The organism is Natronococcus occultus SP4 (assembly GCF_000328685.1).
In the GTDB taxonomy this organism is placed as follows: domain Archaea; phylum Halobacteriota; class Halobacteria; order Halobacteriales; family Natrialbaceae; genus Natronococcus; species Natronococcus occultus.
The window spans coordinates 2,817,534-2,842,421 of record NC_019974.1 but is presented as its reverse complement, the minus strand read 5'-3'; the positions used below and the strand labels follow the sequence as shown (position 1 = coordinate 2,842,421).

The 24,888-nt window shown below is 66.1% G+C and carries 20 protein-coding genes; 11 read left to right on the top strand and 9 right to left on the bottom strand.

Annotation, left to right across the window (positions count from 1 at the left end; all coding sequences use genetic code 11):
- Window positions 1-135 precede the first annotated feature (135 nt).
- On the top strand, window positions 136-1,134 hold the full coding sequence (locus NATOC_RS14140) for a hypothetical protein (RefSeq protein ID WP_015322137.1): 999 nt from the start codon (window positions 136-138) through the stop codon (window positions 1,132-1,134).
- A gap of 817 nt (window positions 1,135-1,951) precedes the next feature.
- Here NATOC_RS14140 and NATOC_RS14135 read toward each other — a convergent pair.
- Window positions 1,952-3,490, bottom strand: coding sequence for an outer membrane protein assembly factor BamB family protein (locus NATOC_RS14135; protein ID WP_015322136.1), 1,539 nt, complete (start codon window positions 3,488-3,490; stop codon window positions 1,952-1,954).
- A 103-nt stretch (window positions 3,491-3,593) separates the two neighbouring features.
- Window positions 3,594-4,028, bottom strand: a complete 435-nt coding sequence (locus NATOC_RS14130; RefSeq protein ID WP_015322135.1) for a universal stress protein — start codon at window positions 4,026-4,028, stop codon at window positions 3,594-3,596.
- 145 nt (window positions 4,029-4,173) lie between these two features.
- Here NATOC_RS14130 and NATOC_RS14125 point away from each other — a divergent pair, with 145 nt between their 5' ends.
- The 4 genes from NATOC_RS14125 (at window position 4,174) to NATOC_RS14110 (ending at window position 8,436) form a co-directional block, all read left to right on the top strand.
- Window positions 4,174-4,479, top strand: coding sequence for a DUF7577 domain-containing protein (locus tag NATOC_RS14125; protein WP_015322134.1), 306 nt, complete (start codon window positions 4,174-4,176; stop codon window positions 4,477-4,479).
- A gap of 198 nt (window positions 4,480-4,677) precedes the next feature.
- Entirely contained in the window at window positions 4,678-6,450 is a 1,773-nt protein-coding gene (ggt, locus tag NATOC_RS14120; RefSeq protein WP_015322133.1) for a gamma-glutamyltransferase, read from the top strand.
- A gap of 124 nt (window positions 6,451-6,574) precedes the next feature.
- Entirely contained in the window at window positions 6,575-7,129 is a 555-nt protein-coding gene (locus NATOC_RS21160; protein ID WP_083866643.1) for a rhodanese-like domain-containing protein, read from the top strand.
- Between the two features lie 62 nt (window positions 7,130-7,191).
- Window positions 7,192-8,436, top strand: coding sequence for a hypothetical protein (locus NATOC_RS14110; protein ID WP_015322132.1), 1,245 nt, complete (start codon window positions 7,192-7,194; stop codon window positions 8,434-8,436).
- Between the two features lie 4 nt (window positions 8,437-8,440).
- On the opposite strand, the gene NATOC_RS14105 is transcribed toward NATOC_RS14110, so the two are convergent.
- The 3 genes from NATOC_RS14105 to NATOC_RS14095 form a co-directional block, all read right to left on the bottom strand.
- Window positions 8,441-8,779: a hypothetical protein gene (locus NATOC_RS14105; protein ID WP_245549644.1), complete on the bottom strand. Its 339-nt coding sequence runs from the start codon at window positions 8,777-8,779 to the stop codon at window positions 8,441-8,443.
- 87 nt (window positions 8,780-8,866) lie between these two features.
- Window positions 8,867-10,210: a ribonuclease J gene (locus tag NATOC_RS14100; RefSeq protein ID WP_015322130.1), complete on the bottom strand. Its 1,344-nt coding sequence runs from the start codon at window positions 10,208-10,210 to the stop codon at window positions 8,867-8,869.
- Window positions 10,211-10,422: 212 nt separating this feature from the next.
- Window positions 10,423-11,895, bottom strand: a complete 1,473-nt coding sequence (locus NATOC_RS14095; protein WP_015322129.1) for a hypothetical protein — start codon at window positions 11,893-11,895, stop codon at window positions 10,423-10,425.
- A gap of 221 nt (window positions 11,896-12,116) precedes the next feature.
- On the opposite strand from NATOC_RS14095, the gene NATOC_RS14090 reads away from it, so the two are divergent.
- Window positions 12,117-13,490 (top strand): LVIVD repeat-containing protein, encoded by a 1,374-nt coding sequence (locus NATOC_RS14090; RefSeq protein WP_015322128.1) that lies wholly within the window; start codon window positions 12,117-12,119, stop codon window positions 13,488-13,490.
- A gap of 120 nt (window positions 13,491-13,610) precedes the next feature.
- Here the strand turns inward: NATOC_RS14090 and NATOC_RS21950 are convergent, their stop codons facing one another.
- The 3 genes from NATOC_RS21950 to NATOC_RS14080 all read right to left on the bottom strand — a co-directional run bounded on the left by NATOC_RS21950 (window position 13,611) and on the right by NATOC_RS14080 (window position 16,721).
- Entirely contained in the window at window positions 13,611-13,760 is a 150-nt protein-coding gene (locus NATOC_RS21950; protein WP_015322127.1) for a hypothetical protein, read from the bottom strand.
- Window positions 13,761-13,964: 204 nt separating this feature from the next.
- The gene (locus tag NATOC_RS14085; RefSeq protein ID WP_049888779.1) at window positions 13,965-15,302 is read right to left on the bottom strand and encodes a polysaccharide deacetylase family protein; all 1,338 of its coding nucleotides are present in this window, start codon (window positions 15,300-15,302) and stop codon (window positions 13,965-13,967) included.
- Between the two features lie 186 nt (window positions 15,303-15,488).
- Window positions 15,489-16,721, bottom strand: coding sequence for an outer membrane protein assembly factor BamB family protein (locus tag NATOC_RS14080; protein WP_049888935.1), 1,233 nt, complete (start codon window positions 16,719-16,721; stop codon window positions 15,489-15,491).
- Window positions 16,722-16,834: 113 nt separating this feature from the next.
- Between NATOC_RS14080 and NATOC_RS14075 the strand changes: the two genes are divergently transcribed.
- From NATOC_RS14075 to NATOC_RS14060, 4 genes are all read left to right on the top strand, one after another.
- Window positions 16,835-18,550, top strand: coding sequence for an aldehyde ferredoxin oxidoreductase C-terminal domain-containing protein (locus NATOC_RS14075; protein WP_015322124.1), 1,716 nt, complete (start codon window positions 16,835-16,837; stop codon window positions 18,548-18,550).
- Window positions 18,551-19,032: 482 nt separating this feature from the next.
- Window positions 19,033-20,286, top strand: a complete 1,254-nt coding sequence (locus tag NATOC_RS14070; RefSeq protein ID WP_015322123.1) for a four-carbon acid sugar kinase family protein — start codon at window positions 19,033-19,035, stop codon at window positions 20,284-20,286.
- Complete coding sequence (gene pdxA / locus NATOC_RS14065; protein ID WP_015322122.1) at window positions 20,273-21,313, top strand: 4-hydroxythreonine-4-phosphate dehydrogenase PdxA; 1,041 nt, start codon at window positions 20,273-20,275, stop codon at window positions 21,311-21,313. Before NATOC_RS14070 ends, pdxA begins: the two co-directional genes overlap by 14 nt.
- Window positions 21,310-22,629 carry a hypothetical protein gene (locus NATOC_RS14060; protein WP_015322121.1) on the top strand — a complete coding sequence of 440 codons (1,320 nt, stop codon included), beginning with the start codon at window positions 21,310-21,312 and terminating at the stop codon, window positions 22,627-22,629. The genes pdxA and NATOC_RS14060 overlap by 4 nt, the downstream gene beginning before the upstream one ends.
- Before the next feature lie 10 nt (window positions 22,630-22,639).
- On the opposite strand, the gene NATOC_RS14055 is transcribed toward NATOC_RS14060, so the two are convergent.
- Window positions 22,640-23,077 (bottom strand): universal stress protein, encoded by a 438-nt coding sequence (locus NATOC_RS14055; protein ID WP_015322120.1) that lies wholly within the window; start codon window positions 23,075-23,077, stop codon window positions 22,640-22,642.
- Between the two features lie 125 nt (window positions 23,078-23,202).
- Here NATOC_RS14055 and NATOC_RS14050 point away from each other — a divergent pair, with 125 nt between their 5' ends.
- Window positions 23,203-24,570 carry a GntP family permease gene (locus NATOC_RS14050; RefSeq protein ID WP_015322119.1) on the top strand — a complete coding sequence of 456 codons (1,368 nt, stop codon included), beginning with the start codon at window positions 23,203-23,205 and terminating at the stop codon, window positions 24,568-24,570.
- Window positions 24,571-24,888 lie beyond the last annotated feature (318 nt).

Genomic DNA, 24,888 nt, shown 5'->3' with positions numbered 1-24,888 from the left:
GTCGTTCGCGACACCGTCGCAAGCGCCCGTCCAGAGCAACCGGAAGCACTCGCGAAATCGTGCCGAGCGAGCGCCGATTCGCTTTTTTGAGCTAGTTACCGTTATATTTTTTATTCATTAGAATATGTTGTTTTCATGGACAGGAGAAAGTTCCTAATTGGTGCGACGGGTGCAGCAGCCGTGGTGGCCGGCTGCAGCGACGAGAACGGAGACGACGACGGTACCGCGTCCGACGACGGAACGGCTGACGAGAACGGAAACGAAACCGACGACGAGACGGGGGCCGACGACGGGGACGACGATACGGACACCGGCAACGAGACCGACGACGAGGCCGGCAACGAAAGCGATGACGACGCCGGCAACGAGACCGACGACGAGGACGACGAGTTCGACGGCGAGGAGGCCGACGAGGACGAGTTCGACGGTGAGGAGGCTGACGACGAAAGCGACGACGAGGACGACGATAGCGATGCGGACGACGAGGACGAAGCGGAGGACGAGGACGACGACGCGGACGACGGCGAGGACGAACTCGATCCGGACGACTACGAGAACGAGATCGTCAACGACAGCCCGCTCGAGGTCGCCGACTTCGAGGTCGGCGACGGCTGTGAGCTGACCGCGAGGGTCACGCGGCCCGACGGCGAGACGGCCCAGCTCCAGTACGACTTCGTGGTCTACTACGGCGACGACGTCCTCGCGGAGTCGCGGAACAACGACTACGAGCTCGACGGCGACGACGCGAGCCACGAGCTCACCGCCGTGCTCTCGGACTGTTCCGAGGCAACCCACTTCGGGTTCGAACTCCACGGCTACGAACCCATCGAGCGCGTCGACGGCGACGAGATCGACGGCTACGTCAGCATGGAGGGTGGCACCGACAACGTGTTCTCGGTCCAGTCACACGCCTTCGACGGCCAGAACTGTCAGGTCGAACTCGAGGTGTACAACGAGACGCCCGACGAGATCACGGGCTTCGTCTGGGTCGGCATTCGGGGCGACCGCGACGAGCAGGAGGAAAGCACCGAGATCGACCTCGAGGGTGGCGCTACCGAGACGCTCACGTTCGGTGCACAGGACTGTGGCAACGTCCGGACGTACTCGATCCGGGGCGACGTCCTCGAGCAGTAGCGTCCTCGAAGGGTCGTTTCCAGCGCATTTTTTGGCAACGCCGGACCGTCGGCGAGAAGCGAGTGGTTTCGGAGCGCGCCCGGTCGAGCGGTGCGTTCGCCGATCGAACGGCGATCCGACGGCCGTCGTACTGGGCGACGTATCGAATCGGAAAACCCGAAAGCGGGTTGGGGGAGTGGGGGGGAGTAGCCGGAGTTTGCATGCGAACGAGCAAGCGTCAGCGACGGGACCCTCCGGCTGATTCAGACTAAAGCGTACTGCAACAAATACTTTCTGGCTAACTGTGTGTTCCGGCCCTAACCGTCCGGACTGGACGAGACCGCACGGAGCGGATACCGAATCGCTAGCGTCTCCGCTGTGGCGGACTGGCGTCGCTGAAAAGGGTGTGGCCGAGCCGGAGATTGCGCACTATGGCTGTCGTGTGTGTCCGTCGGCCGGTCGTGACTGCGGACCGTTCCCATAAATGTTTTCTGATGGATACCATCAAGAACGAACACAGGTTCGGTAACCCACCGGCGTCGAATCGGAACGGTCCCTGTGCTGATACACCGCTAGTTCGAACTGGTTTCGGAAACTGGAACCGCGTTCCGACTGCAGCGGCCGCGGGAGATTCCCGTCGGCCACCGTCGGAACCCGTACTCGATCGAGCCCACCACGACCCTCGAGCCTGCAGCCACAGCGTTCGGGCACCCTACCAGTGACACCCGTCTGCCGATTCACTGTGAATCAGCAGACAATAAATACTTTCTGTGGGTGAGGAGTGACGGCGTCCTCCTCGAACTCTGCGTGCCACAGTGGTCACACCGGGTAGTGGGTTTCAGTCGGGATCGGCGAACGTCTCCCCGTCGCCGTTCGCACGGCGACGCAACCACTCGAGCCCGAGGACGCCGCCGGCGACTCCGGCTCCCGTCGTAAACCCGGGCACCGCCTCGTCGTCACCGTCGGCTCCGTTCGCGCCCTCGGCCGTGTCGTCGGCTCCGGTTTCGCCGTCGTCTTGCTCCTCGTCACCGCCGTCTTCCGCGTCGTCGTCCGTCGACGTCGGCTCGTCTCCGTCCGTTTCCTCGCTTTCGGTCTCGGTGTTCTCCTCTTCGTCATCAGCCTCGCCGTCTCCGCTCGTCTCGTCGTCCTCGTCGTCAGCCTCACCCGTCTCGTCGTCCTCGTCGTCCTCGCGCTCCCCGAGATCCGCCTCCGAACGAACCGCGAGCAGACGGTCGGTATCCCACCCGTACACGGTCCCCTCGACAAGCGTCGCGTTCAGCTCGAGGACGTCGTCCGGCGTCACCGACCACGCCACGTCGCCGGCGGAATCGAACGCGTAGAGGCCGTGCTCCCCGTCGCCGCCCGACATCTCTTCGAGGGCGTTGATCCCCGCGTACACCCTGTCGGCACCGACGACCGGCTGCTGGGCGTGTTTGATGTCCTGGTCGGGCTCCCACACCGTCTCGCCCGTCTCCCGGTCGTACCCCGCGGCGTCGTACGTCGGGTTCGTGTAGACGCGGTCCTCGCCGATCGTGGCCGGCGTGGCGCCGCCGTAGCGCTCACCTTCCTCACCGGTCGTGGTATCGTACAGGACGACGTCGTCGGCGTACGGCCCCTCGCCGTCATCGAAGGCGACAGCGACGAACCCATCGACGGCGACGATCGGATCGTGGAGGACGAACCGCTCTGCGTCCTCGGGTCGCTCGTTCGTCCAGCGCTCGCTGCCGTCCTCGAGCTCGCGGGCGAACACGTGCGAGGCGCTGCAGGCGAACACGGCGCCGTCGGCGACGGCCGTCTCGCTGGCTCGGAGCAGCTCCTCCTCGGCTTCGAACGCCCACTGCTCCTCGCCGTCGGTGTCGAACGCGGACACCGTCGCACCGACGCAGGTCACGATCGTCCCCGACGCGACGTTCGGCGGCGCGACGTCGTCGCCGTCGAGTTCGCGCTCCCAGCGGACCGTCCCGTCCTCGGCGTCGAGCGCGACCAGCGCGTCACCACCGACGTAGACGCTGCCGTCGGCGACCGCGGGGGTTCCGCTTGCACCGACGTCCTCGCTCCGCCAGCCCACCGAGCCGTCGGTCGCGTCGAGCGCGTGGATCGCCCCGTCGGTCGTCAGGTAGACGGCTCCCTCCTGGACCGCGATCGGACCGCCGGCGTCGTACTCCCAGGCGACGGCAACGGGTGTTTCGGGACCGGATCGGTTCGGGAAGTAGGCGTTGTTTCCGGGCGATCCTCGCCTCGAGGACCAGTCGTCTCCGGGCTCGGCGCTCGATTCGCTTCTATCGGCCGCGACCGACCCGGACGAGCCGAGGACGCCGCCGATCGCGAGCGTTCCACCGGTTGCGGCGAGCAGTCGTCGACGCGTCAGTGGGGGCATACGAGGAGCGTTCGGCTCTGTCGGCCGTTATTATCCGCCGGATAGAGTTTTTCGTGTCGACAACGGTGTGCGGAGAACAGTGCTCGCGATCCCAACCGATCGCTCACCGAACGATCGTGACCGGGACCGGTGACCGACGGGCGACGGTCTCTGCCACGCTGCCCAGTAGAATCCGGCTCGCCCCGGTCCGTCCGTGGCTGCCGATCACGACGTGATCGACGGCGTTGTTCTCGGCGTAGTCGACGATCGTCTCGGAGACGTCGCCGGTGACGGAATCGGTCTCAAGGTCGACGCCCGCTTCGGACGCCCGTCTCCGTACGGTTTCGAGCAGGTTCTCCGCCCGGTTCTCGTGTTCCTCGCGGATCCGCTCGTAGTTCGAGAGCCGTCCGGTCTCGATCCCCGTCGCGGTGTAGATATCGCCGGGATCGAGCACGTGCAACGCGGTCAGTCGTGCCGACGGGTACTCCTCGAGCGCGAACTCGAGCGCTGCCGTCGATCGATCGGAGTCGTCGACGGGAATCAGGACGTGGGTCGCCATATCTCCCGATCGGTCGGCGTTCGATAAAGTCTTGCCCCCGTTGTTTTGTCGAGCTGCGTCGAAATCGCCGTCTCGCCAGCGGAAGTTCCGTCACATTCCGAGCAAAATAGGCTAAGTGCTCTCGAATGGTACGCCCAAACATACCATGGACACCATTATCATCGCAGTGGCGGCCCTCCTGCTCGGGGCGTGGTGGGCCATGCTGCTGTTCCGTCAACACGACACCGAGAGCGACGACGGCGATCGGGACGCCGACGACGGCAGCGAGTCGCTCGACGGATTCACCGCCGGGGCCTACCACCCCACCGGCGCGGAGTACTGGAGCCGGACCCACGACGGACCGCCCGACTACGAACCGCCGGCGCCGGGCGTCTGTCCGACCTGTGAGACCGAAAACGATCCCTTCTACACGTACTGTCGGAACTGCACCGGTCGGCTCACGCCGGCCTGATCGCCCGCATGGTCGCGGCCGCGGGCGATCCGCCCGCCTCTCCTTCGATCGACACCGGACGTTCGCGATACTCCACGATCCCACCCCACCGATTCGTCTTTCGCCCTCGCTTCCCTGACCTATATTCCGCCACACAGTAATAATAATGTAGATAATTCATGCTTTATTTTCAGTATTGCGTCGCGAATAGCCGTCGCCATGGCAGACAGGCGCACGTTCATGAAGCGAGTGGGACTGACGGCCGCAGCGACGGGTGCGATCGCTACCGGACGGGTCGGCGCGAGGACGGACGGGCACGAGACGGCGACTGATCCCGAGGCGGTCGGCGGCGATGCCGGCGCCGGTGCCGAAACCGAGTTCGACTACCCCTGGCAGTTCATCGGCCGTCGGTCGGCCACGATGGCGACCAACGGGATGGTCGCGACGAGCCACCCGATCGCGGCCCAGGTCGGGACGCAAACGCTCCAGAGGGGCGGCAACGCCGCCGACGCCGCGGTCGCGACGGCGGTGACGCTGAACCTCGTCGAACCGCACATGACCAGCGTCCTGGGCGATATGTTCGCGCTCACCCACTTCGACGGCGAGTACCGGGCGCTCAACGGCAGCGGTCGCGCGCCCGCGGCGGCCGACATCGACACCTACTGCGACCGCACCGACGCGACCGAGGACGGCGAGCCCGTCGTCCCGACGGAGGGCGGACTCCCAGTGACCGTTCCCGGCGCGCTCGACGGCTTCTACGAGCTCTCCGAGCGCTACGGGAAGCTCCCGTTCGAGGACCTGCTCGAGCCCGCCATTGGCTACGCCCGTGACGGCGTTCCGGTCACGGAGTACGTCGCCGCCCAGTGGGAGGTCGCGGCACCCCGCGTCGAGGGGTTCGAGAGCTTCCGCGAGACGTTCCTGATCGACGGCGAGCCGCCGAGCCCGGAGCAGCTGTTCACCAACCCCGACTTCGCGGACTCGCTCGAGCGCATCGCCGACGAGGGGATCGAGACAGTCTACGGCGGCGAGTTCGGCGCCGAGATCGTCGACGCCGTTCAGGAACACGGCGGCGTCCTCGAGCTGTCGGACCTCGAGAACCACGAGAGCACGTGGGACGAGCCCATCAGCGCCGAGTACCGCGGGATGGAGGTCCTCGAGCATCCGCCGAACACCCAGGGCGTCGCTGCCCTGCAGGCGCTGAACGTCCTCGAGGAGTTCGACCTCGCGGCCGATCCGACCGATCCCGAGCGGCTCCACCGTCAGATCGAGGCGCTGAAGATCGCCTTCGCCGACACCGAGGAGTTCGTCACCGATCCCGAGGCGTACGATATTCCCCTCGAGACGATGCTCTCGCCGGAGTACGGCCGCCAGCGCGCGGCCGAGATCGGCCCGAACGTCGGCACGTACGAACCCCGCGCGGATCGACACAGCGACACCGTCTATCTGACTGTCGTCGACGGCGACGGCAACGCCGTCTCGCTGATCAACAGCGGCTTCTGGCCGTTCGCGAGCGGGATCGTCGTCGGCGGCTTCCCGCTGCAGAACCGCGGCTCCTCGTTCAGTCTGGATCCGGATGATCCGAACGCGCTCGAACCGGAGAAGCGTCCGTTCCACACCCTGGTCCCAGCCATGCTCGCCGAGGACGGCGAGTTCCGCGCGTCCTTCGGTGTGATGGGCGGAGACACCCAGCCCCAGGGCCACGTCCAGGTGGTGACGAACCTCGTCGACTCCGGGCTCAACCCCCAGGCGGCGATCGACGCGCCGCGGTTCCGGTTCCTCGAGGACCACGAGGTCACCCTCGAGACCTCGCGGCTCCCCCAGGCGACCGTCGATGACCTGCGCGAGCGGGGCCACGACGTGATCACCGAGGACGAGTACTTCGAACCCGACGCGAACCACTACGGCGGCGCCCAGCTGATCTATCGTACTGACGACGGCGTTCTGATCGGCGGCTCCGAACCCCGTCGAGACGGGCAGGCAATCGGGTTCTGACAGCGGGCGCCCGGCGAACCGGTGTCGTGGCACCCCTCTTTCGAGGGACTCGTGAGTGCCCCCTTTACTCCCGTTGGGCTCTCGAGCAGACCAGTTAATGATCGAATAGTGACTACTCCCACGACTGAAGTCGTGGGCTTTCTCCTGTATCTCTGTAATAACAGTTTCTCGGTTAGGGACGGTTCGCGCACGACCGCGCAGATTCTTCCCTACTCTTCTTCGTTACACGGACGTCCTCGCGACGCGCGCACGGGTCGCGGAGCGAGTCCACGAGGACGACGCCGACGTCCAGCTCGTCGACAACAGAACTCCCGAGGAGTACCGCGGGAAGGACGACGACGACGATCGTGTCACTCGCCACGGTCACATCACCGGTGCGATCAACGTCGACTTCACGCAGAACCTCGTCGACGACGGCGCGCGGCTGCGCTCGCCCGCGGAGCTCGAGCGCCTGTGGCTCGAGGACGCCGGTCTCGACCCCAGCGAGGAGACGATCAGCTACTGTACGACCGCCGTCCGGGGGTCGGTCGGCTGGTTCGTCATTGAACAGCTCGGCTGGGGGGAGTGTCGGAACTACGAGGGCAGCTGGCTCGACTGGGGAACGCTCTCGGAGGACGACGGCTACTACGACAGCGCCTGTGCGGACTCGGGAACGGTGATCGACACGTTCGCCGACTGATCGGCGTCCACGCCACGAACCGAAATACCGATAGGTACCCGCTCGGGTTGGTACGAAAACGAATGTCCGCGATCAGTCGCCCGTTGATGGCGCTTGTCGTTCTCGTCCTCGTTCTCGCGACGCTGGGGCTCGGTTCGGTCGCCTTCGACTCCGCGAGCGACGACCCCGAGCCGACCGAAGCCTTCGTTTCCCTCGACGGCGAGTCCGCAACGCTGTGGCCCTACACCAGCCGCGCGACGGCCTTCGAGGAGCGGACGCTCGCGCTCAACCTGATCGTCTACGGCGACACCGAGGCGACGCGGCTCCACCTGACCGAACAAAGCGAGGGTGACTGGAACGAAACCGACGACGAGGAGGAAGACGTCGGCGTCGCCGAGGACGACGAAGCCGTCTTCGGAACCGTAACCGCCTGGGGTGACGCTGACGGCTCGACTCGGTACACCTACGTCTCGCCGACACCCAGCCCCGACGACGGCGTCTGGCTCGACGAGAGCTACGAGCTCCACGACGGTACCTACCTCGGCACGCGCCACCACATCCGCGCCTACGAGTCGCCGGCCGGCGAGGACTGGACAGCGATCCAGGCCCACCAGGAACACTGGGACTGGTTCCACCTCAGACACACCGTCGACAGCATCGAGCAGTCCCAGCAGTACGTCGAGGCGGAGTTCATGGACCGCTGGTTCGTCGACGACGTCACCCGCGTTCACATGGGCAACGACCGCAGCTCCGACGCAGACGGCTGGGTTACCGCCGTCGAACTCGCCGACCATCCGGCGGTGATCACCGCCTCGATCGTCGGCCTGCTGGGAGCGTCGGTGTTGCGACGGGTCGACCATGCGAGCGTCGTCCGGTACTGGCAGGCCCCGCGCGTCCGCAACGGGATCGCCCTGCCCGTCTCGCTGATCGCGGTCTATCTCTTCGTCAGGTTCGGCGCGATCGCTCTCGAGGGCGTGTTCTCGTCGTTCGACCCGCGGATCGTCGCGGCCGGCTTCTACCCGCTGCTGCTCGTCGGGCTCCCGGTCTGTACGTACCTCTTCGCGCGGCGGCTCGACCGCCCGACGGCGTTCTCGGCCGCCTCGATCGGGTTTGCGGTCGCGATCCTGCTCGATTACACGCTGCTCGGCGTGACGCGACTGCCGGTCGACGTCCTCGTCCACCGGTTCTCGGCGGCGGTTGCGCTCGGGTTCCTTGCCGTCGGTGCCTCTCACGCCGAGCGGTTCGATTCGGCAAGACACGGCTACGTCAGAACCGGCGTCGTTCTCTGGGTCGTCGTCCTGTTGCTCCCCCTGCTCCAGTTCGTCTGACTACTCAGTCCGGGCTTCGGTACGGCCGCGACCACGGCGACGTCGTCTGAGTGTAGACGACGATTCCGACGAAGACGACGGTGTAGAAGAACCACCGCGGCAGCCCGAACCACTGGGCGACGCCCGATGCAAGCAGGATCCAGGCGCTTATCAGCAGGACGTCGACGAGAATCGAATCGCGGTTGAATCGGAGGTACGCAGCCAGCCGCTCGCGTCTCGACTCGAGCAGCGGCTGGTTCTCGAACGACTCCCGGCGATCGGAGCGATCCATACCCACCGACTCGGTCGGACGCACTTCTCGTTTGTTATCGTCCTCGAGGACGTCGCCCTCCGGCGAGCGCACGGTTCAGGCGCCAGGATCCGTTAGGAACCCGGTATCGCGTTCGCCGATCGAACCGGTGGCCGCAGTTGCACGACGCAATGGAGCGATTTACACCAGTTGGATGATGTTCCCGTTGCGGGTCACGTGCAGGTCCCGCCCCATCTGGTAGCCCTCGCTCTCACAGAGGTCGACGTAGCCCGAGAACCCGCTCAGATCCTGGTGGGCCGGGATGATGTGCTGGGGCTGGAGAGCATCGAGCATCTCGTAGTGACCCTCCTGGCGGAGGTGTCCCGAGACGTGAACGTCGTCGTAGACGCGGGCGCCCTGCATGCCCAGTAGCTTCTCGGCCTGGTAACGCTGGCCCTCGTTGGTCGGCTCCGGGATGATCCGGGCCGAGAAGACGACCTTGTCACCGTCCTCGAGGTCGTAGGGGGTCTCGCCGCGAGCCATCCGGGTAAGCAGCGCGCGGGGCTCGCCCTGGTGGCCGGTGACGACCGGCAGGAAGTTCCCCTTCCCGTCGTTCATGATCCGCTCCAGCGTCTGGTCGATCGACTGCCGATAGCCGACCATCTCGACGTCCGACGGGAAGTCGATGCCAACCTGCTTTGCGGTCCCGGAGTACTGTTCCATCGAGCGCCCGAGCAGGATCGGCTGTCGGCCGATCTCCCGCGCGAACTCGATGATGGATTTGACCCGCGCGATGTGACTCGAGAACGTCGAGGCGATGATCCCGCCGTCGTACTCCTCCATGCTGTAGAGGACGTCCCGGAGGTGTTCGCGGGCGACGCTTTCGCTAGGAGTGCGGCCCTTCTTGTTCGCGTTGGTGCAGTCTTCGATGTAACAGAGTACGCCGTTGCCCTCGCGACCGATCTCGCGGAACCGCTCCATGTCGATCGGATCGCCGATGACCGGCGTGTGGTCCATGCGCTTGTCCAGCCCGTAGACGATCGCCCCCTCGGGCGTGTGAAGCACGGGGTTGATCGCCTGGACGATCGAGTGGGTGACGTTGACGAACTCGAGCTCGCAGCCGTGATCGCCGATCGACATCGTCCCGCCGGCCTCCATCTCGACGATATCGTTGTCGAAGCCGAACTTCTGTTCGTCCTCGATCTCCTCCCGGACCAGCTCACACGTAAACGGCGTGGCGACGACCGGCGCGTCGTACCGGTGGGCCAGCTTCGAGATGGCGCCGATGTGGTCCAGGTGGCCGTGGCTCGGGACGATCGCCTGAACGTCGCCCTCGAGGTCGCTCATGACCCGATCGTCCGGGATCGCACCCATGTCGATCAGATCCAGACTGTGCATCCCCTCGGTCCGGAGGTTGTCGTGAATAAGGACCTTCGACAGGTTCAGTCCCATGTCGAAGATCACGATATCGTCGCCGGCGCGAACGGCGGTCATCTGTCGGCCGACTTCCTCGTATCCGCCAATCGTTGCAATTTCGATTTCCATTGGTAGACCCGATCATAGCAGTCCCGTCGAACAGTCCCGAAGCCCGGACGGCTGCGGTTGGGGAGCGAAACGGCCGGTGACGTGAAAATTCACGTCCTTGGCGTTACACTGGTCCCGACTGTGCCAAGGACAGCGCCTCTTTCGGTTACCCGGACAGTAACGCCCCAGACGTAAGTACTCCGGGTTCCCGTCGCGAAACCGCGGACGATCGCTCACTCGAGCCAGTCGGCAAACGGTTCGTCGGCCGTCACCCGCCCGATGTACGCCCGCTGCATCCCCGCTACTGCGCTCTCGAAGGCCGCCCCGTCTTCGAGCCGTCGTCGAACCTCGCGGCGTTTCCACGTGCTCGGGGACGTTCGAGCCTCCCAGCGCGCTTCGATCGGCTCGAGCAACGCGGCACTGCGAGCGGGATCGAAGCCGCGATCGGCGAGTCCGCGTCGAGCCAGTTCGAACAGATCCGCGTAGATCTCGGCCGAGTGGTCGGTCCGGGCGCCGTCGCGGGTAACCCACTCGAGGTCGGCCTCAAGGCCGTCCTCGACGGCGGCGTAGAACGACTCGCGGGCGGCCCGCCAGGGCAGCGTCGCCAGGGGGTGGTCGGTCGCGACGGCGCCGTGGACGAGCCCGACGACCAGCGCCTGGAAGCCGACCACGTCCGCGACAGTAGGCTGGGCCGCGAGCGGGCGGTACTCGAGCCGGAGGCCGTCGGGACCGAGGATCGGACGAATCCAGCGCCAGCAGGTGCCCTGCTTGTGCAACAGCTCCCAGTAGTCGTCGGCGAACCCCTCGCGGGGCTCCTCGTGGCCCCACTCCCGCAGGACGGGGATACACTGGCGGTCCGCGACGATCCGATCGATCGCGTCGGCGGGCGTTTCGAGGTCACGGGGGAAACGGACCTTGCCCGGATCGTTGACGTTCATCGTCTCGAACACCGGGACGCGGAGCTCGACCGGTCCCTCGAGGGCGACTTCGGAGTCGTCGTACAGCCCCGGCGGCAGGAACGGTGCGTTCGCCGCCAGGGCGAGGACGGGGCCGGCCGTGCGCAACGCGACGTTAAAGCAGTCCGGAAAGCGCGGCGTCGGAACCTGGAGGTGGACCTGCATCGACGTGGCGAGCGACTCGACGAGGATCGTCGGGAACGACCGTCGACAGCCCGCGACGTCGAGTTCGATCGGGCCGTGGGCGGTAATGTCGGCGTCGAGCGCGTAGTAGCGCGGCTTGGGTGCGAGGTTGGTCGGAACGCGGCCTCCGTCCTCGTCGCGATCGACCGCGGCCAGGTAGGCTCGAGTGCCCTCCGACGGCGGGATCGTCCACATCCCGTCGGCGACGAACCGCACGTCCTCGCGTTTGCACGCTCGCTCCACCGCGTCGACGCGGTCGGCGAGTTCCTGCGCCTGTGCGTCGAGTCCCGTCGAATCGAACCGCGAAGCGGGCGTGTTCACCTCCGCGTTGTGTCGGCCGAGCTCGCGCTCGCAAACGTCGTCGAACACCGGCTCGGGAACGGCTGCGAGCCGCCCTTCGGAATCGACGGCGTACCCCTCGAGCTCGAGGCCGAGACGGAACTCGCCTTCGAACGCGCCCGCAGCGAACGCCTCGCGAAGCGCGTTGGCCTGCTCGTTCACCCGGCGGGCGAACTCGGCGTGGGTGCGGTCCTGCTGCGTTGCGCGGACGAACTCTCCGGGATTCATCCCCTCTCTATATGGGTTGTGTTAACATATGAATCCACTCCGTCCGTGTCATACGCCGCTGACGAGCGACCGGATCCGTTCGACGAGAGCTGCCGTTTCAATAGTTCCCGGTTCGCTATGAGTTAACTACAACTACCCAATCACTGTTCTGGCTTCCTTCACAAGATGAAATCAGACGCCGCGATTTACTAGCTTCCCGTCCGGTTCAACGAACCGGACCAATGGTTGACACACCACGACGAACGTTCGTACGCCGTCTCGGTGCCGCCGGCATCGCAACGACGGCGTTCGCCCAGGGCGCGTCGGCAGACGATCGGACGGAGAACCGGGACGGCGATCGAACGCGCGGCCGACTCGAGAAGCTCGGACAGGCGCTCCCGCCGGGAGGGAATCCGGACCATGTCACCTACACGTTCGGCCACGTCAGTCCGGACGGGAAGTGGGGCGCGATCAGTAGCTTCCCCGAGGACGGGGAGGTGATGAGTTCGCTGTACGATCTCTCCAACCTCGAGAACCCGGAGCTCGTCCACGAACTCGGCCCGCCGAACGACCTGACCCGCTCGAACGACGTGAAGTTCGATCCCCACCGTGAGGGGATTTATGTCCGGTCGCTCGAGGCCGACGACGAGGGGCCACTCGAGGATCCCGTCGCCGACACGGACGGGCTCGAGGGGATCGAGGTCGTCGACTTCGGCTGCGAGGAGGGGACGCCGACCGAACCCGAGGTCGTCGCCACCCTCGAGACGCCGTACACGGGCGTCCACAAGCTCACCGACCATCCCGAGGAGACGGTGCTGTACCTGGTCGACAAACGACCGGACGGCCCGGGGATCATCGGGGTCGATTTCAGCGATCACCGGAATCCGACCGTCGAGGCCCAGTTCGGCCCGGACGGCTACTGTCACGACATGGAGGTCGACACCGCTCGCGACGCCCTCCACGCCGCGTACATCTTCGGAGACAACGTCGGCTACGCCACGTTCGACATCTCGGATCCGCTGAACCCGACCCAGCTGGGCTTTTTCGACTACGACGACCAGCCCGACTACGAGGCCGTCGGCGAGCCCGGATTCGAGCTGGCACACCAGATCCATCCCGAACCGAAACGCGACCTCGCGATCATGGGCGACGAGGTGTTCGACACGATCCCGGGCGGGAAACACGTCTTCGACATCGGCTGGGGCGAGGGAAGCCTCGAGGACCCGAAGCCGATCGCGTTCATGGGCTCACCGGACGCCCGCGAACAGGGTGAGGGTCAGGGCGTCTGGACGACCCACTTCCACGACGTGATCTACGACCGCGGCGAGGTCCTGCTGGTCGACGGCGGCTACACCCAGGGGACATGGGTCGCCAACATCACCGATCCCTGTAACCCAACCCCGACCGAGCGCTACGCCACGAACGACGGGGTCGAGGACGTCGATCCATACTGCTGGTCGGCCTACTACAACGAGGCCCGCGGGTTCGCCTTCGCGGCCGACTCCGGGACGGGCGCGTACACGTTTGACGTCTCCGCGAAGCCGGCCCGCGGCGAGGACTGTGGCGGCCCCGACGGCCACTTCGATCTCGGGGCGATCCTCGACGACGAGGAGTGACGACGGCGTCGCTACGGGAGCGACAGTCGGTCCGGAGAGCGAGGCCGAATTCGGCAAAAGAGAAGGGCGGGAGAGAGTTGTCCGCCGCCGTCAGGGCGACGGCGTCGTCGATCGCAAACGTTAGTAGCCGAAGTAGACATCGAGCGCGAGACCCGTCGAGACGAGAAGGGTAAACGCGATGACGAAAGCGAGCAGCGCGGTCTGGCGCCGCAACAGCGGTTCGTACGACTCTACGTCGGGAGTGCCAGGAAGATATGGACCTGTCCTCATAGATAGATAAAGGTGGTGCAGGCATAAAGTGTTGTTTTGAGTTGCGTCACCAATAGTCATTTGCGAAGCCGTGTTTTGAGAACTATCAACACACCCCCGGCAGCTATAGTAACAACTGAAACGGTTTGCACACCGACCACGAGGGAGCCAGACGGCAAAGCGGGCAGCGGGAATCGAGCCGGCCACTCACCGAGAGCCGGCCACTCAGTGTCCCTCTCGGCGCATCGTCCAGAGATCGTCGAAATCGATTACTTCCACGTCGGAGTCGTCGATGTGCTCGAGGAGTTTCTCGTACTCCGCTTCGGACACCGTGTTGTCCTGGTCGAAGGCGTGGAAGTTCAGGATCGTACACTGGCGGTGGGCCGCGGCGAGGTCGACACACCGCTTTGCAATGTCGAGATCGTGGCCGATCGTCCGGGGCATCGCCAGCGGATCGAAGCCGGTGACGCCGGTGAGGTTGGCGTCGCCGGCCTGGTTGAATCCACCCGCGTAGTAGTAGTCCGAAACGATATCGAGCACTCGATCGTCGAAATCGTTGTGCGGGAAGACGAGGTAGTGCCCGCCCTCGAGTCCCTCCTGGACGGCCCAGTTTTTGTCCGTAGTCAGGGCGTCCTCGAGGTCCTCGTCGCTGAGATCCGTGAACTCGGTGTGGGTTCCGTGGGCGACGATCTGGTCGCCCGCCTCCTGACGCTCCTTGAGCTGGTCGATCGTCATGATCCCCTCTCGCTGGTCTCTGGTCCACTGTCGAACGGCGGCCTGAACCGCGTTGACGCCGTACTCGTCGTGCAGTGGGCTCGCAACGTCGTAGAAATCGTCGAACCCGTCGTCCCAACAGAGCAACACGTATCCCGAATCGGGTTTCTCGTGGGTGCGAAGGTCGTCGACCCAGACCTCCGCGTCCCCGGTGTTGTGGACGATGATCTGGACGGTGTCGATAGCGTCGCGCTCGAGCGGCGTCGAGCTCTGCTCGAAGAAGCCGGGGCAGGTCCGGAACCACCCGACGTCGGACGTCCGGTACGTGACCGACCGGAGCTGGTGGCTGGCGTACCCGCCGTAGATGTCCTGGAGCTGGATCTCGATCGCGACGTTGCCGGGCGTCGACGTCCGGACGGCCATCGAGAGATCGAGCTCGCTCATATCCGTCGTCTCGAGCTCCGTTTCGACGACGGCGTTTCCTCCGTCCTCGGCCGTTAGCCGGAGGCTCTGGGAGCCGTCGAAGTACACGTCCTCGTCGGGTTCGGCCGACCCGTCGACGACATCCCAGTCGTCGATATCCTCGAAGTCCTCGAGCCCCTCGCCGGGCTGTCCGTACTCCTCGCGGCTGTCGTACTCCGTCTCGACCGCGAGCTCGGGCGGTTCGACGCCGTCCTCGGTGTCCGTTCCGGTACCGGTCGGGTCGTCGCCGTTGCCGTCGTCACCGTTGCCGTCTCCGCGGTTCGGAAGCGCGGCGTTCATCTGGTCCATACACCCAGCGATGGCCGCAAGCGCCGTTGCACTGGAGGCAGCGAGAAACCGTCGTCGGCCGTTGGATCTCTCGGTCATCGATACCAGTCAGTATGGAAGACAGTACTGTTATTATATAGTAATTAGCCGACGATCGACATGCACTATCACCCCGTCCGAAAACAGCCCTCTGATGTCTCTAGAGCTAATGTTCGGAAAGTAAGCCTGAGTTAACTGTCTTTAGATAAGCTATTTCAACTCTTTCTATATCAGCGTCCCAGGGGGTCATCCGGGTGGTGGGAGTCGATACGTCTTCGCTCCGAACGCAACCCGGCCCGTGACCACGAGCGTGTGCCGTATCGTTGCGAACCCGCCGAAACGTCTCTCCGAGGGGAAGTGGCCACACCGGTCGTCGTCTCGGACATCGACGAGCAAGAACGCTCGAGACACGTCCCCAGTTTCCGGCTCGAGTTCAGTGTAGACGCCGCGCTGGTCGAGTACGCTGACGGCGTCGCCGTCCGTTTTCATTGCGGCGATACGCTCGAGACCCTCGTACAGCCAGCGTTCGGATCCGTCGGCGTCGTACGCGGTCACGCGGCCGTCCAGGTTGCCGACGTACAACGCGTCGTCGGAGCCCTGCATCGCCCGGACGAACCCGTCGGTCTCGTTCTCGCGTTCGTCGTCACCCCGGTCGCTGGCGAGGCGATCGCGGATCGTTCCCGACTCCGGATCGAACCCGACTACCGTTCCGTCCTCCCGGGGGATCCACCCGCTCCCGGCGAACGAGACCGGGCTGCCGGTCCAGTCGACGCCACCCTCGAGGTCTCCCTCCCACCGTCGATCACCCGTCTCAGGGTCGACACCCACCAGCGTTCCCGCCCGCGTGGCAACGACGACCGTTCCTTCGAACAACGCGAGTCCGTTCGAGACCGACGCGTCGAGTTCGGTCGTCCACTGGAGTTCGCCCTCGTTCGTCGAGACGCCGACGACGGCGTTCGATCCCTCGAGCTCGTCGTGATTCGGATCGTTGACCGAAGCGACGACGGTGTCGTCGTGGACGAGCGTCACGACACCCATGTGTCCCTCGACGTTGCCGCCCGCGTCGAACTCCCACTCGAGTCCTCCGGTCTCGCGATCGAACGCGAGCAGCGTGTTCGCGCCGGTCGATACGAACACGCGGTCGTCGGTCGGTCGAGGACGTCCGATCCCGCCCGCGAGTTCGCGCCTGGCGACCCACTTCGGCTCCCCGCTGGGCTCGAGCGCGAGCAGCCGGAACATTCGAGATCCGGAGCTCATCCGTACGATCCCCGCTCCGCCGCCGACGAAGACCGTCCCGTCGTCGACGATCGGCTCCGACCAGGCCTCGGACGTCGATTCCCGGAACTCCCGGTCCGGCTCGAGGAACTCCGGACAGTCCACTGCGTCGGAGCCACGGACGTACCAGTAGCCACCCCCGGCGAGTCCCGCGGCGCTGGCGCCCAGCACGCCGAGCAGTTGTCGTCTGCTGAGCGACTCCATACTCTCAGAGCCCTCCACCACCATGAAAGTCTTCTGAGGACGTATATAAGGAAGACCGTTCCAGCATGGAACGCCGGCGAATCCTTAAGCCCCTCATTCGTGATTACTCACCTATGCTTCGTGCGAAAGGGCCACTGCTGACCATCGACGTCGGCGAGCGAACCGCGACCGAGACGAGTATCGACGACCATCTCGAGGACCTCGTCGGCGGTCGGGCCGTCGCGACGGCGCTGGCTCACGACCGCATTCCGTTCGAAGCGGATCCGTTCGGACCGGAGAACCGGCTCTACCTCTCGACCGGGCCCTTACAGCAGTCACGGATGTCGTTCACCGGTCGGATGAACATGACGGGGCTGTCGCCGCTTACCGACGGCCTCGTCTCGACGAACGCTGGCGGCTACCTCTCCCGGAACTTCGTCGACACGGGGATCAGCGTCCTCGAACTCGTCGGCGAGAGCGACGAGCTGCTGGCCGTCCACGTGACCGACGGGGGCGACGAGTGTGACCCGTCGGGTAGCGAGACGGCGTCTCGCCTGCGCGTCGAGTTCGAGGCGGTTCCGGAACTCGAGGACGCGACGGTCCCGGAGACCTCCGACTACGTCGAAGAGCGCCACGGCCTCGGTCCCGAACACTGCGTCGCCATCGGACCCGCCGGTGAGAATCAGGTTCGGTTCGCCTCGGTGATGACGTACGATCACCGGGCGTTCGGCCGCGGCGGGCTAGGCGCGGTGCTGGGCGCGAAGAACGTCAAGTGCATTACGTTCGACGGTGACGCGGCCCCGTCGATCGAAATTCCGAACCCGCCGGAGATGGATATCCACCGCGAGGCGGCCGAGTCCGAGGACCTGATGCGCCGACAGGGGACGACCGGCAACACCGAGATGATCAACGAGGTCTTCTCGCTGCCGACGCGGTACTTCGAGGAGTACGAGTTCGAACACGCCGACGCGATCGGCGGCGACGCCGTCGAGGAGAAAAAGTACGAGAAAGGAGCCTGTTCGGCCTGCGCGTACGCCTGCAAGCTGCCGACCCGAGACGAGGAAACCGGCCTCGAGACGGAGGGGCCGGAGTTCGAGACGGTCTACTCGTTTGGCTCCCTGCAGGGCGTCGGCGACATCGTCGACGTCATGAAGAGCAACGATCTCTGTGACACCCTCGGGATGGACACCATCTCCGCGGGCGTCACCGTCGCGGCCTACCTCGCGAGCGAGGACGAGTTCGGCAACGCCGAGCTCGCTCACGACGTGACCGAGCGGATCGCCTACCGGGAGGGGATCGGCGACCTGCTCGCCGAGGGCGTCGAGCGCTGTCACGACGAGCTGGGCGTCGACAGCTACGCCGTCAAAGGGATGGAACTAGCCGCACACGACGGACGCGTTCTCAACGGGCAGGGGCTCTCGTATGCCGTCGCGAACCGCGGCGGCGACCACATGTACGAGTCCCGTGTAATGTCCGCAGAGTACGGCGGCCGCATCGATCCCGAGGGGACGCTCGGCAAGGCCGAGGCGCTCGTCGAGGGCGAGAACGAAGCCGCGTTCCGGGATACGGGGATCGTCTGTGCGTTCGGTAGCGACTACGTCACCGACGACCGCCTCGAGGCGCTGTTCGACGCCGACCACGAGGAGCTGCTCGAGATCGGCGCGCGAACGGTCGAACTCGAGCGCCACTTCAACAACAGCCGGGGCTTCGACCGGGGCGACGACCGGCTGCCCTACGATCTCCCCGACATCGAGGCGGCCGTTTCGGAGTACTACGAGGCTCGCGGGTGGAACGACGACGGAACGGTCCCGTCCTCGGCGATCGAGCCGCTGGCGACGGCGGACGACTGAGAGCGTCTGTCGTGACGCCTCGTGGTCTCACCGGCGTGACGGTCCAGGTTCGGCCCGCGGTGATATAATATAAGTTGAACTTTTCTATCGGTTTCTATTGTGGATTAGTAAGAACACTATCTCGTCTGTCCCAGTAAAGGGGGTGACCGAGTCACTCGCCGCCCGATCGGCTCTAGGCAGTTGCGGCGGTATCTGTCGTTTCGAGAGTTCGGGATGGGTGAGTTGTGGGTCATCGAGACCGACTATATTTCCTTGCCCGTCCTGTTCTCTACTGACGATCTGCAGCGTCCTGCTCCGGTCAGAGGACGGAAATGCCGTCATCGGGCGAGAACAGATTTGTTTTGATAATATTGTTCTATAACTCCATTATTAGGAATAGCCACCTGGAAATAGTATAGAAACCTTCATATCACTTCCGGTCCGCCGAACTCCCGTGGCACACGAGGTGAACCGTTTTGTACACGCAGTCGAGAGACGTCGCCATGAGCAGCGTACTCGTCCTCGCCGACGACTTTACGGGTGCGATGGATACCGGCCACGGGTTCGCCGCCCGCGGAAACGCGGTCCGGGTCGTCGTCGAAGATCCCGACGCCGAGCCCGCCGACCGATCCGCAGCGACCGACACTGACGTCCTCGCGGTCGATCTCGACAGTCGCGATCTCGACCCCGCTGCCGCGTCCGCGGCCGTCTCCTCGGTTCTCGAGCGCGATCCCGTTCCCGAGATCGTCTACAACAAGATCGATTCGACGCTGCGAGGGAACGTCGCTGCGGAGGTCGACGCCGCGCTCGCGGCAACCGGACGGGAGCTGGCGGTCGTCGCACCCGCCTTCCCCGGAACCGGTCGCGTGACGGTCGGTGGCCGCCACCTCGTCGACGGGCAGCCACTCGAGGACGCCGACTACGGAACCGACTCCGATCTCCGCGGGCTGTTCGACGCGTCCGAGCACGCCGTTGCCACTCTGTCTTTGGAGACCGTCCTCGAGGGGGCCGACGCGGTCGCGTCGGCGCTCGCGGACCACGACCCGGGGATCGTCGTCTGCGACGCGATCCACGACCGCCACCTGGACGCGATCGCGGCCGGGGCTCGGCGTTGCGAGCGCGACGTCCTCTACGTCGGCAGCGGCGGGCTGGCGAGCGCGGTGTCGGTGCCGAACTCGTCGCGGTCTCCCCCGAAAGCGACCCACGAGGGGTCGGACGCGCTCGGGATCGTCGGCAGCGTCAACGAGCGCACGCTCGAGCAGCTCGCGGCCGTTCCCGACGATCGCCTCGTCGAACTCGATCCCGCCGCGGCCGTCGCCGACCCCGACGCCGCGGGACGGGAGGCGGCGACGGCGCTCGCGGAGGCGCGTCGAACCCGCGATCGGGTCGTCCTCACGGGTGCGACGTCGCGAGCGGACGTCGAGCGCGCGAGGACGGCCGCGGCCGATCGGGGCGTCGATCCCGGCCCGCGGGTCGCGCGGGCGCTGGGCGTCGCGGCCGCGGCGGCGACCGAGGACGCCCCGCCCGCGGGCCTGCTCCTGACGGGCGGTGCGATCGCGCGGGCCGTCCTCGAGGAACTCTCCGCGAGCACGATCGAGCTCACGGGCGAGTCGGTCGTCGACGGGATCCCCGAGGGCGTCCTCGCGGACGGTCAGGCGGCGGGAACGCCGATCGTGACGAAGGCGGGCGGGTTCGGCGACCGGAGGAGTATCGTTAACTGTCTGAGCTTCCTTGCTCCGAACAATGAGCCAGAGTGAGCGACCAGTCGTCGCTGTAACGATGGGCGACCCCGCCGGTATCGGGAGCGAGATCGTCGCTGCCGCCTACCCGGCGCTGTGCGAGCGCGCGGACCCGATCGTCGTCGGCGACGCCAGCGTGATGCGCGCCGGCGTCGACGTCTCGGGCGCCGACCTGGAGATCGAACCCGTCGACACCGTCGCGGACGCGACGTTCGCCGCGGACGCGATCCCCGTCCTCGATCTCGACGCCGTCGACGAGCTCGAGTACGGCGTCGTCCGCGAGGAGTACGGCGCGGCGAGCCTGGCGTACGTCGAGCGCGCGATCGAGCTCGCCGTCGAGGGCACGATCGACGCGATCGCGACCGCGCCGATCAACAAGCAGGCCACGCGCCTGGCCGGCAGCGAGTACGCCGGCCACACCGGGATGCTCGCCGACTACACCGATACCGAGAACTACTCGATGATGCTCGTCGAGGACGACCTCGTCGTCACCCACGTCAGCACGCACGTTCCGCTGCGGGAGGCCTGCGAGCTGGTGACGACCGAGAACGTCCTCGAGACGATCCGGGTTACCGACGAGGGACTGCGCGACCTGGGGATCGCAGAGCCGACGATCGCCGTCGCCGGGCTCAACCCCCACGCCAGCGACGGCGGCCTGCTGGGCGAAGAGGACGACGCCGAGATCCGCCCCGCCGTCGAGCACGCCGCCGAGGAGGGGATCGACGTTCACGGTCCCGAATCGCCCGACACCGTCTACGTCCAGGCGGCCCGCGGGGAGTACGACTGCGTCGTCTCGATGTACCACGACCAGGGCCACATCCCCATCAAGACGCTGGGGTTCTCGAGCAGCGACGCCGTCTCCGGGGTCAACGTCACGATCGGGCTGCCGATCGTCCGCACGAGCGTCGACCACGGCACCGCCTTCGACATCGCGGGCGAGGGGATCGCCAGCGAGGCGAGCCTGATCGACGCGGTCGAGGTCGCCGCCGAGATGGCCGAGCGACGGCGCGAGCGAGCCGGAGCTCCGTCGGGGGATGCGGGATGAACCTCGAGTTCCCCGACGCCGACGTCCTGCGGGCGACCAACGAGTACGGAATCGAGGACTTACCCCGGTTCGCCGTCGCACGCCGCGAACGGGAGCTCGAGGCGGTCGACGACATCGAGGCCGCAGCCGGGGCCGCGGTGGACGACATCGACGCCTTCGACTCGCTCCCGGAAGGGGCCGAGGTTGCCGTCACGGCCGGCAGCCGCGGGATCCACGATATGCCCGCGACGCTTTCCGCCGCCGTCGCCGAGCTACAGGATCGGGGCCTCGAGCCGTTTATCATCCCCGCGATGGGGAGCCACGGCGGCGCGACCGCCGAAGGACAGCGCGAGACCCTCGAGGCGCTGGGCGTCACGCCCGAACGGATGGGCTGTGAGATCCGATCCTCGATGGCCGTCGAGGCCGTCGGCGAGGACGAACTCGGCCGTCCGGTCTACGCAGCGAAGGACGCCCTCGCGGCCGACGCTGTCCTGCTCGCGAACCGTGTGAAGGTCCACACCGACTTCAACGGCGCCGTCGAGAGCGGACTCTCGAAGATCGCGGTCATCGGGCTCGGCAAACACCGCGGGGCCGAATCGCTGCACAACGCGGCGATCGCAACCGAGTTCGCGGACGTGATCCGGGATCGAGCGGCGATCCTGTTCGAGGAGACGCCGATCGTCGGCGGGATCGCCCTGCTGGAGAACGCGGCCGACCGCGCGGCCCACATCGAGGGCGTGCCCGCCGCCGAGATCCCCGAGCGCGAGCCCGAACTGCTCGAGCAGGCCCGGGGCTACTTCCCGCAGCTGCCCGTCGACGACCTCGACCTGCTCGTCGTCGACGAGGCCGGGAAAGACAAGTCTGGTACCGGGATGGACACGAACGTCCTCGGGCGGTACTCGTTCCACGGCGAGGACGAACCCGAGTCGCCGTCGATCACGCGGGTGTACGTCCGCTCGCTAACCGAGCCGTCCCACGGGAACGCCCTGGGCGTCGGGCTCGCGGACTTCGTCCATCGAGAGTACGTCGCCGACATCGACTTCGAGGACACGTACGTCAACATCGTCACGAGCGGCGAGACGGACCGCGCGAAGCTCCCCTTCGTCGTCCCCGACGACGCGACGGCGTTCATCGTTGCCTGCTCGACGACCGGGATCGCCGCTCCCGAGAAACTCCGGGCTGCCCGGATCCCGAGCACGATGGAGCCCGACGCGCTGGTCGTCTCCGAACCCATCGCCCGGGAGCTCGCCGACCGCGAGGACGTCACCGTCGGCCCGCTCGAGCCCCTGTCCTTCGAGGACGGCGAGCTTCCACCCGATCCGTACGATCGCGAGTAGCGCCGACCGATCAGCTCTCCTCGGGCGGTTCGGGAACGACGACCACCGGTCGATCGGCTTCCAGCAGCACCGACTGGGTGACGCTCCCGAACAGCGCCTTGCCGACCGGGGACCGCTGTCGGCCCCCGATGACGATGTATTCCGCGTCGACGTCGCTCGCGTGCTCGAGGATCTCCACCGTGGGCTTGCCGTGACGCCCGAGGGCGTCGTACTCCCGATCGAGGTCGGCCGCGGCGTTTTCCGCGGCCGTGGTGGCGATCCGCAGTCGATCCTCGTCGGAGAGCGACCCGCCCGTATCGAGCGCCTGGTTGACGAGATGTTCGTGCTCCGACTCCTCGTAGACCGAGAGCACGTCCAGGGGGACGTCCGACCGATCTGCGAGCGTTGCGGCCGCTTCCGCGACCGTCCTCGCTCCCGTTCCGCTGTCGACCGCGGCGACGACTGTCATAAGACAACAGACAGCATAACACTGCAAGTAAATTACGGTTCGGGCGTCTGACGTTGCGTTCTTCGCCCACGTGTACCGTCTATTATGTTAATCAATAAGTACCCGTGATCTGATGTTGCTCGTGCATGGTACTCTCAAACCCGCTTATACCGTTCGTCGTCGGGTTGGTTCTCGCGGTGGTACTGTTAGTGTGGGTGAAACTGCCGGCGTTCGTCGGGCTGATCATCGCGGCGATGGCAATCGGGATCGTGACGCCACAGATCGCGTTCGACGCGGTCCCTGCGCAGGTCGCCGAGTCCTTCGGCGACGTGATGGTCTCGATCGGGATCCCGATCCTGATGGCCGCGATCATCGGCAAGACCCTGATGGACAGCGGGGCGGCCGAGCGGATCGTCCGCGCCTTCCGCTCGCTCACCGGCGAGGACCAGTCCGAGTGGGCGCTGATGGGCAGTAGCTACGTGCTGTCGATCCCCGTGTTCTTCGACAACGTCTTCTTCCTTCTCGCGCCGCTCGGTCGGTCGATGAAAGCCAGGACGGGCGTGAAGTTCTCGCTGTACATCTCGGTGCTGTGTGCCGGGGCGCTGGCGACGCACATGCTCGTGCCGCCGACGCCGGGCCCGCTTGCGATGTCCGCCGAACTCGACGTCGACGTCGGGCTCGCGCTCCTGGTCGGGGTCGGACTCGCGCTGCCGACGTCGCTGCTCGGCGGGATCGTCTACGGGCGCTTTCTCCACAGTCGCGAGGACTTCCCGCTCCGGGAAGCCATGGGCTCGTCCCCGGAGAGCCTCAAGGAGAAAGCCGAGACGCCGGTCGACCAGCTCCCGGGGCTGTTCGAGTCCTCGCTCCCGATCGCCGTCCCGGTCGTCTTCATCGCGTCCGCGACGATCACCGACGCGCTCCTGGGGGAGGACGCGTTCGTCGCTGACCTCGCGGCGTTTCTCGGCGATCCGAACTTCGCGCTGACCGCGGCCGCGATGCTTTCGGCGTTCACGTTCTTCCGGATGGAGATGGACGGGGATCGCTCGCTGTTTAGCGACGAGCTGACCGAGTCGATCAAATCGGGCGGGAACATCATCGCGATTACCGCGGCCGGTGGGACGTTCGGCGCGATGCTCGAGATCGCCGGCGTCGGCCAGTACATTGCCGACGGCCTCGTCGAGTTCGGCCTGCCGCTGCTGTTCGCCGGCTGGCTCGTGGCCGCCGTGATCCGCGTCGCCCAGGGGTCGGGTACCGTCGCGATCCTCACCGGCGCGGCCATGATGGCGCCGCTGACCGGCGATCTCAACGCACACCCCGTCTACATGATGATGGCTGTCGGCTTCGGCGGGATGATCGCGCCGTGGTACAACGACAGCGGGTTCTGGACCGTCAGCAAGATCGCGGGCATCACGCAGGCCGAGACGTTCAAGACGTATTCTGCCGTCGCGACGATCATGTCCGTCTCCGGGCTACTCCTCGTGCTCGTGGCCTCGATCGTTATGCCGCTCACTTAGCGGAACGTCGTCCCGCTCACCTAGCGGAACGTCGTCCCGCTCACTTAGCGGAACGTCGTCCCGCTCACCTAGCGGAACGTCGTCCCGCTCACCTAGCGGAACGTCGTCCCGCTCACCTAGCGGAACGTCGTCCCGCTCACCTAGCGGAACGTCGTCCCGCTCACCTAGCGGAACGTCGTCCCGCTCACCTAGCGGAACGTCGTCCCGCTCACCTAGCGGAACGTCGTCCCGCTCACCTAGCGGAACGTCGTCCCGCTCACCTAGCGGAACGTCGTCCCGCTCACCTAGCGGAACGTCGTCCCGCTCACCTAGCGGAAC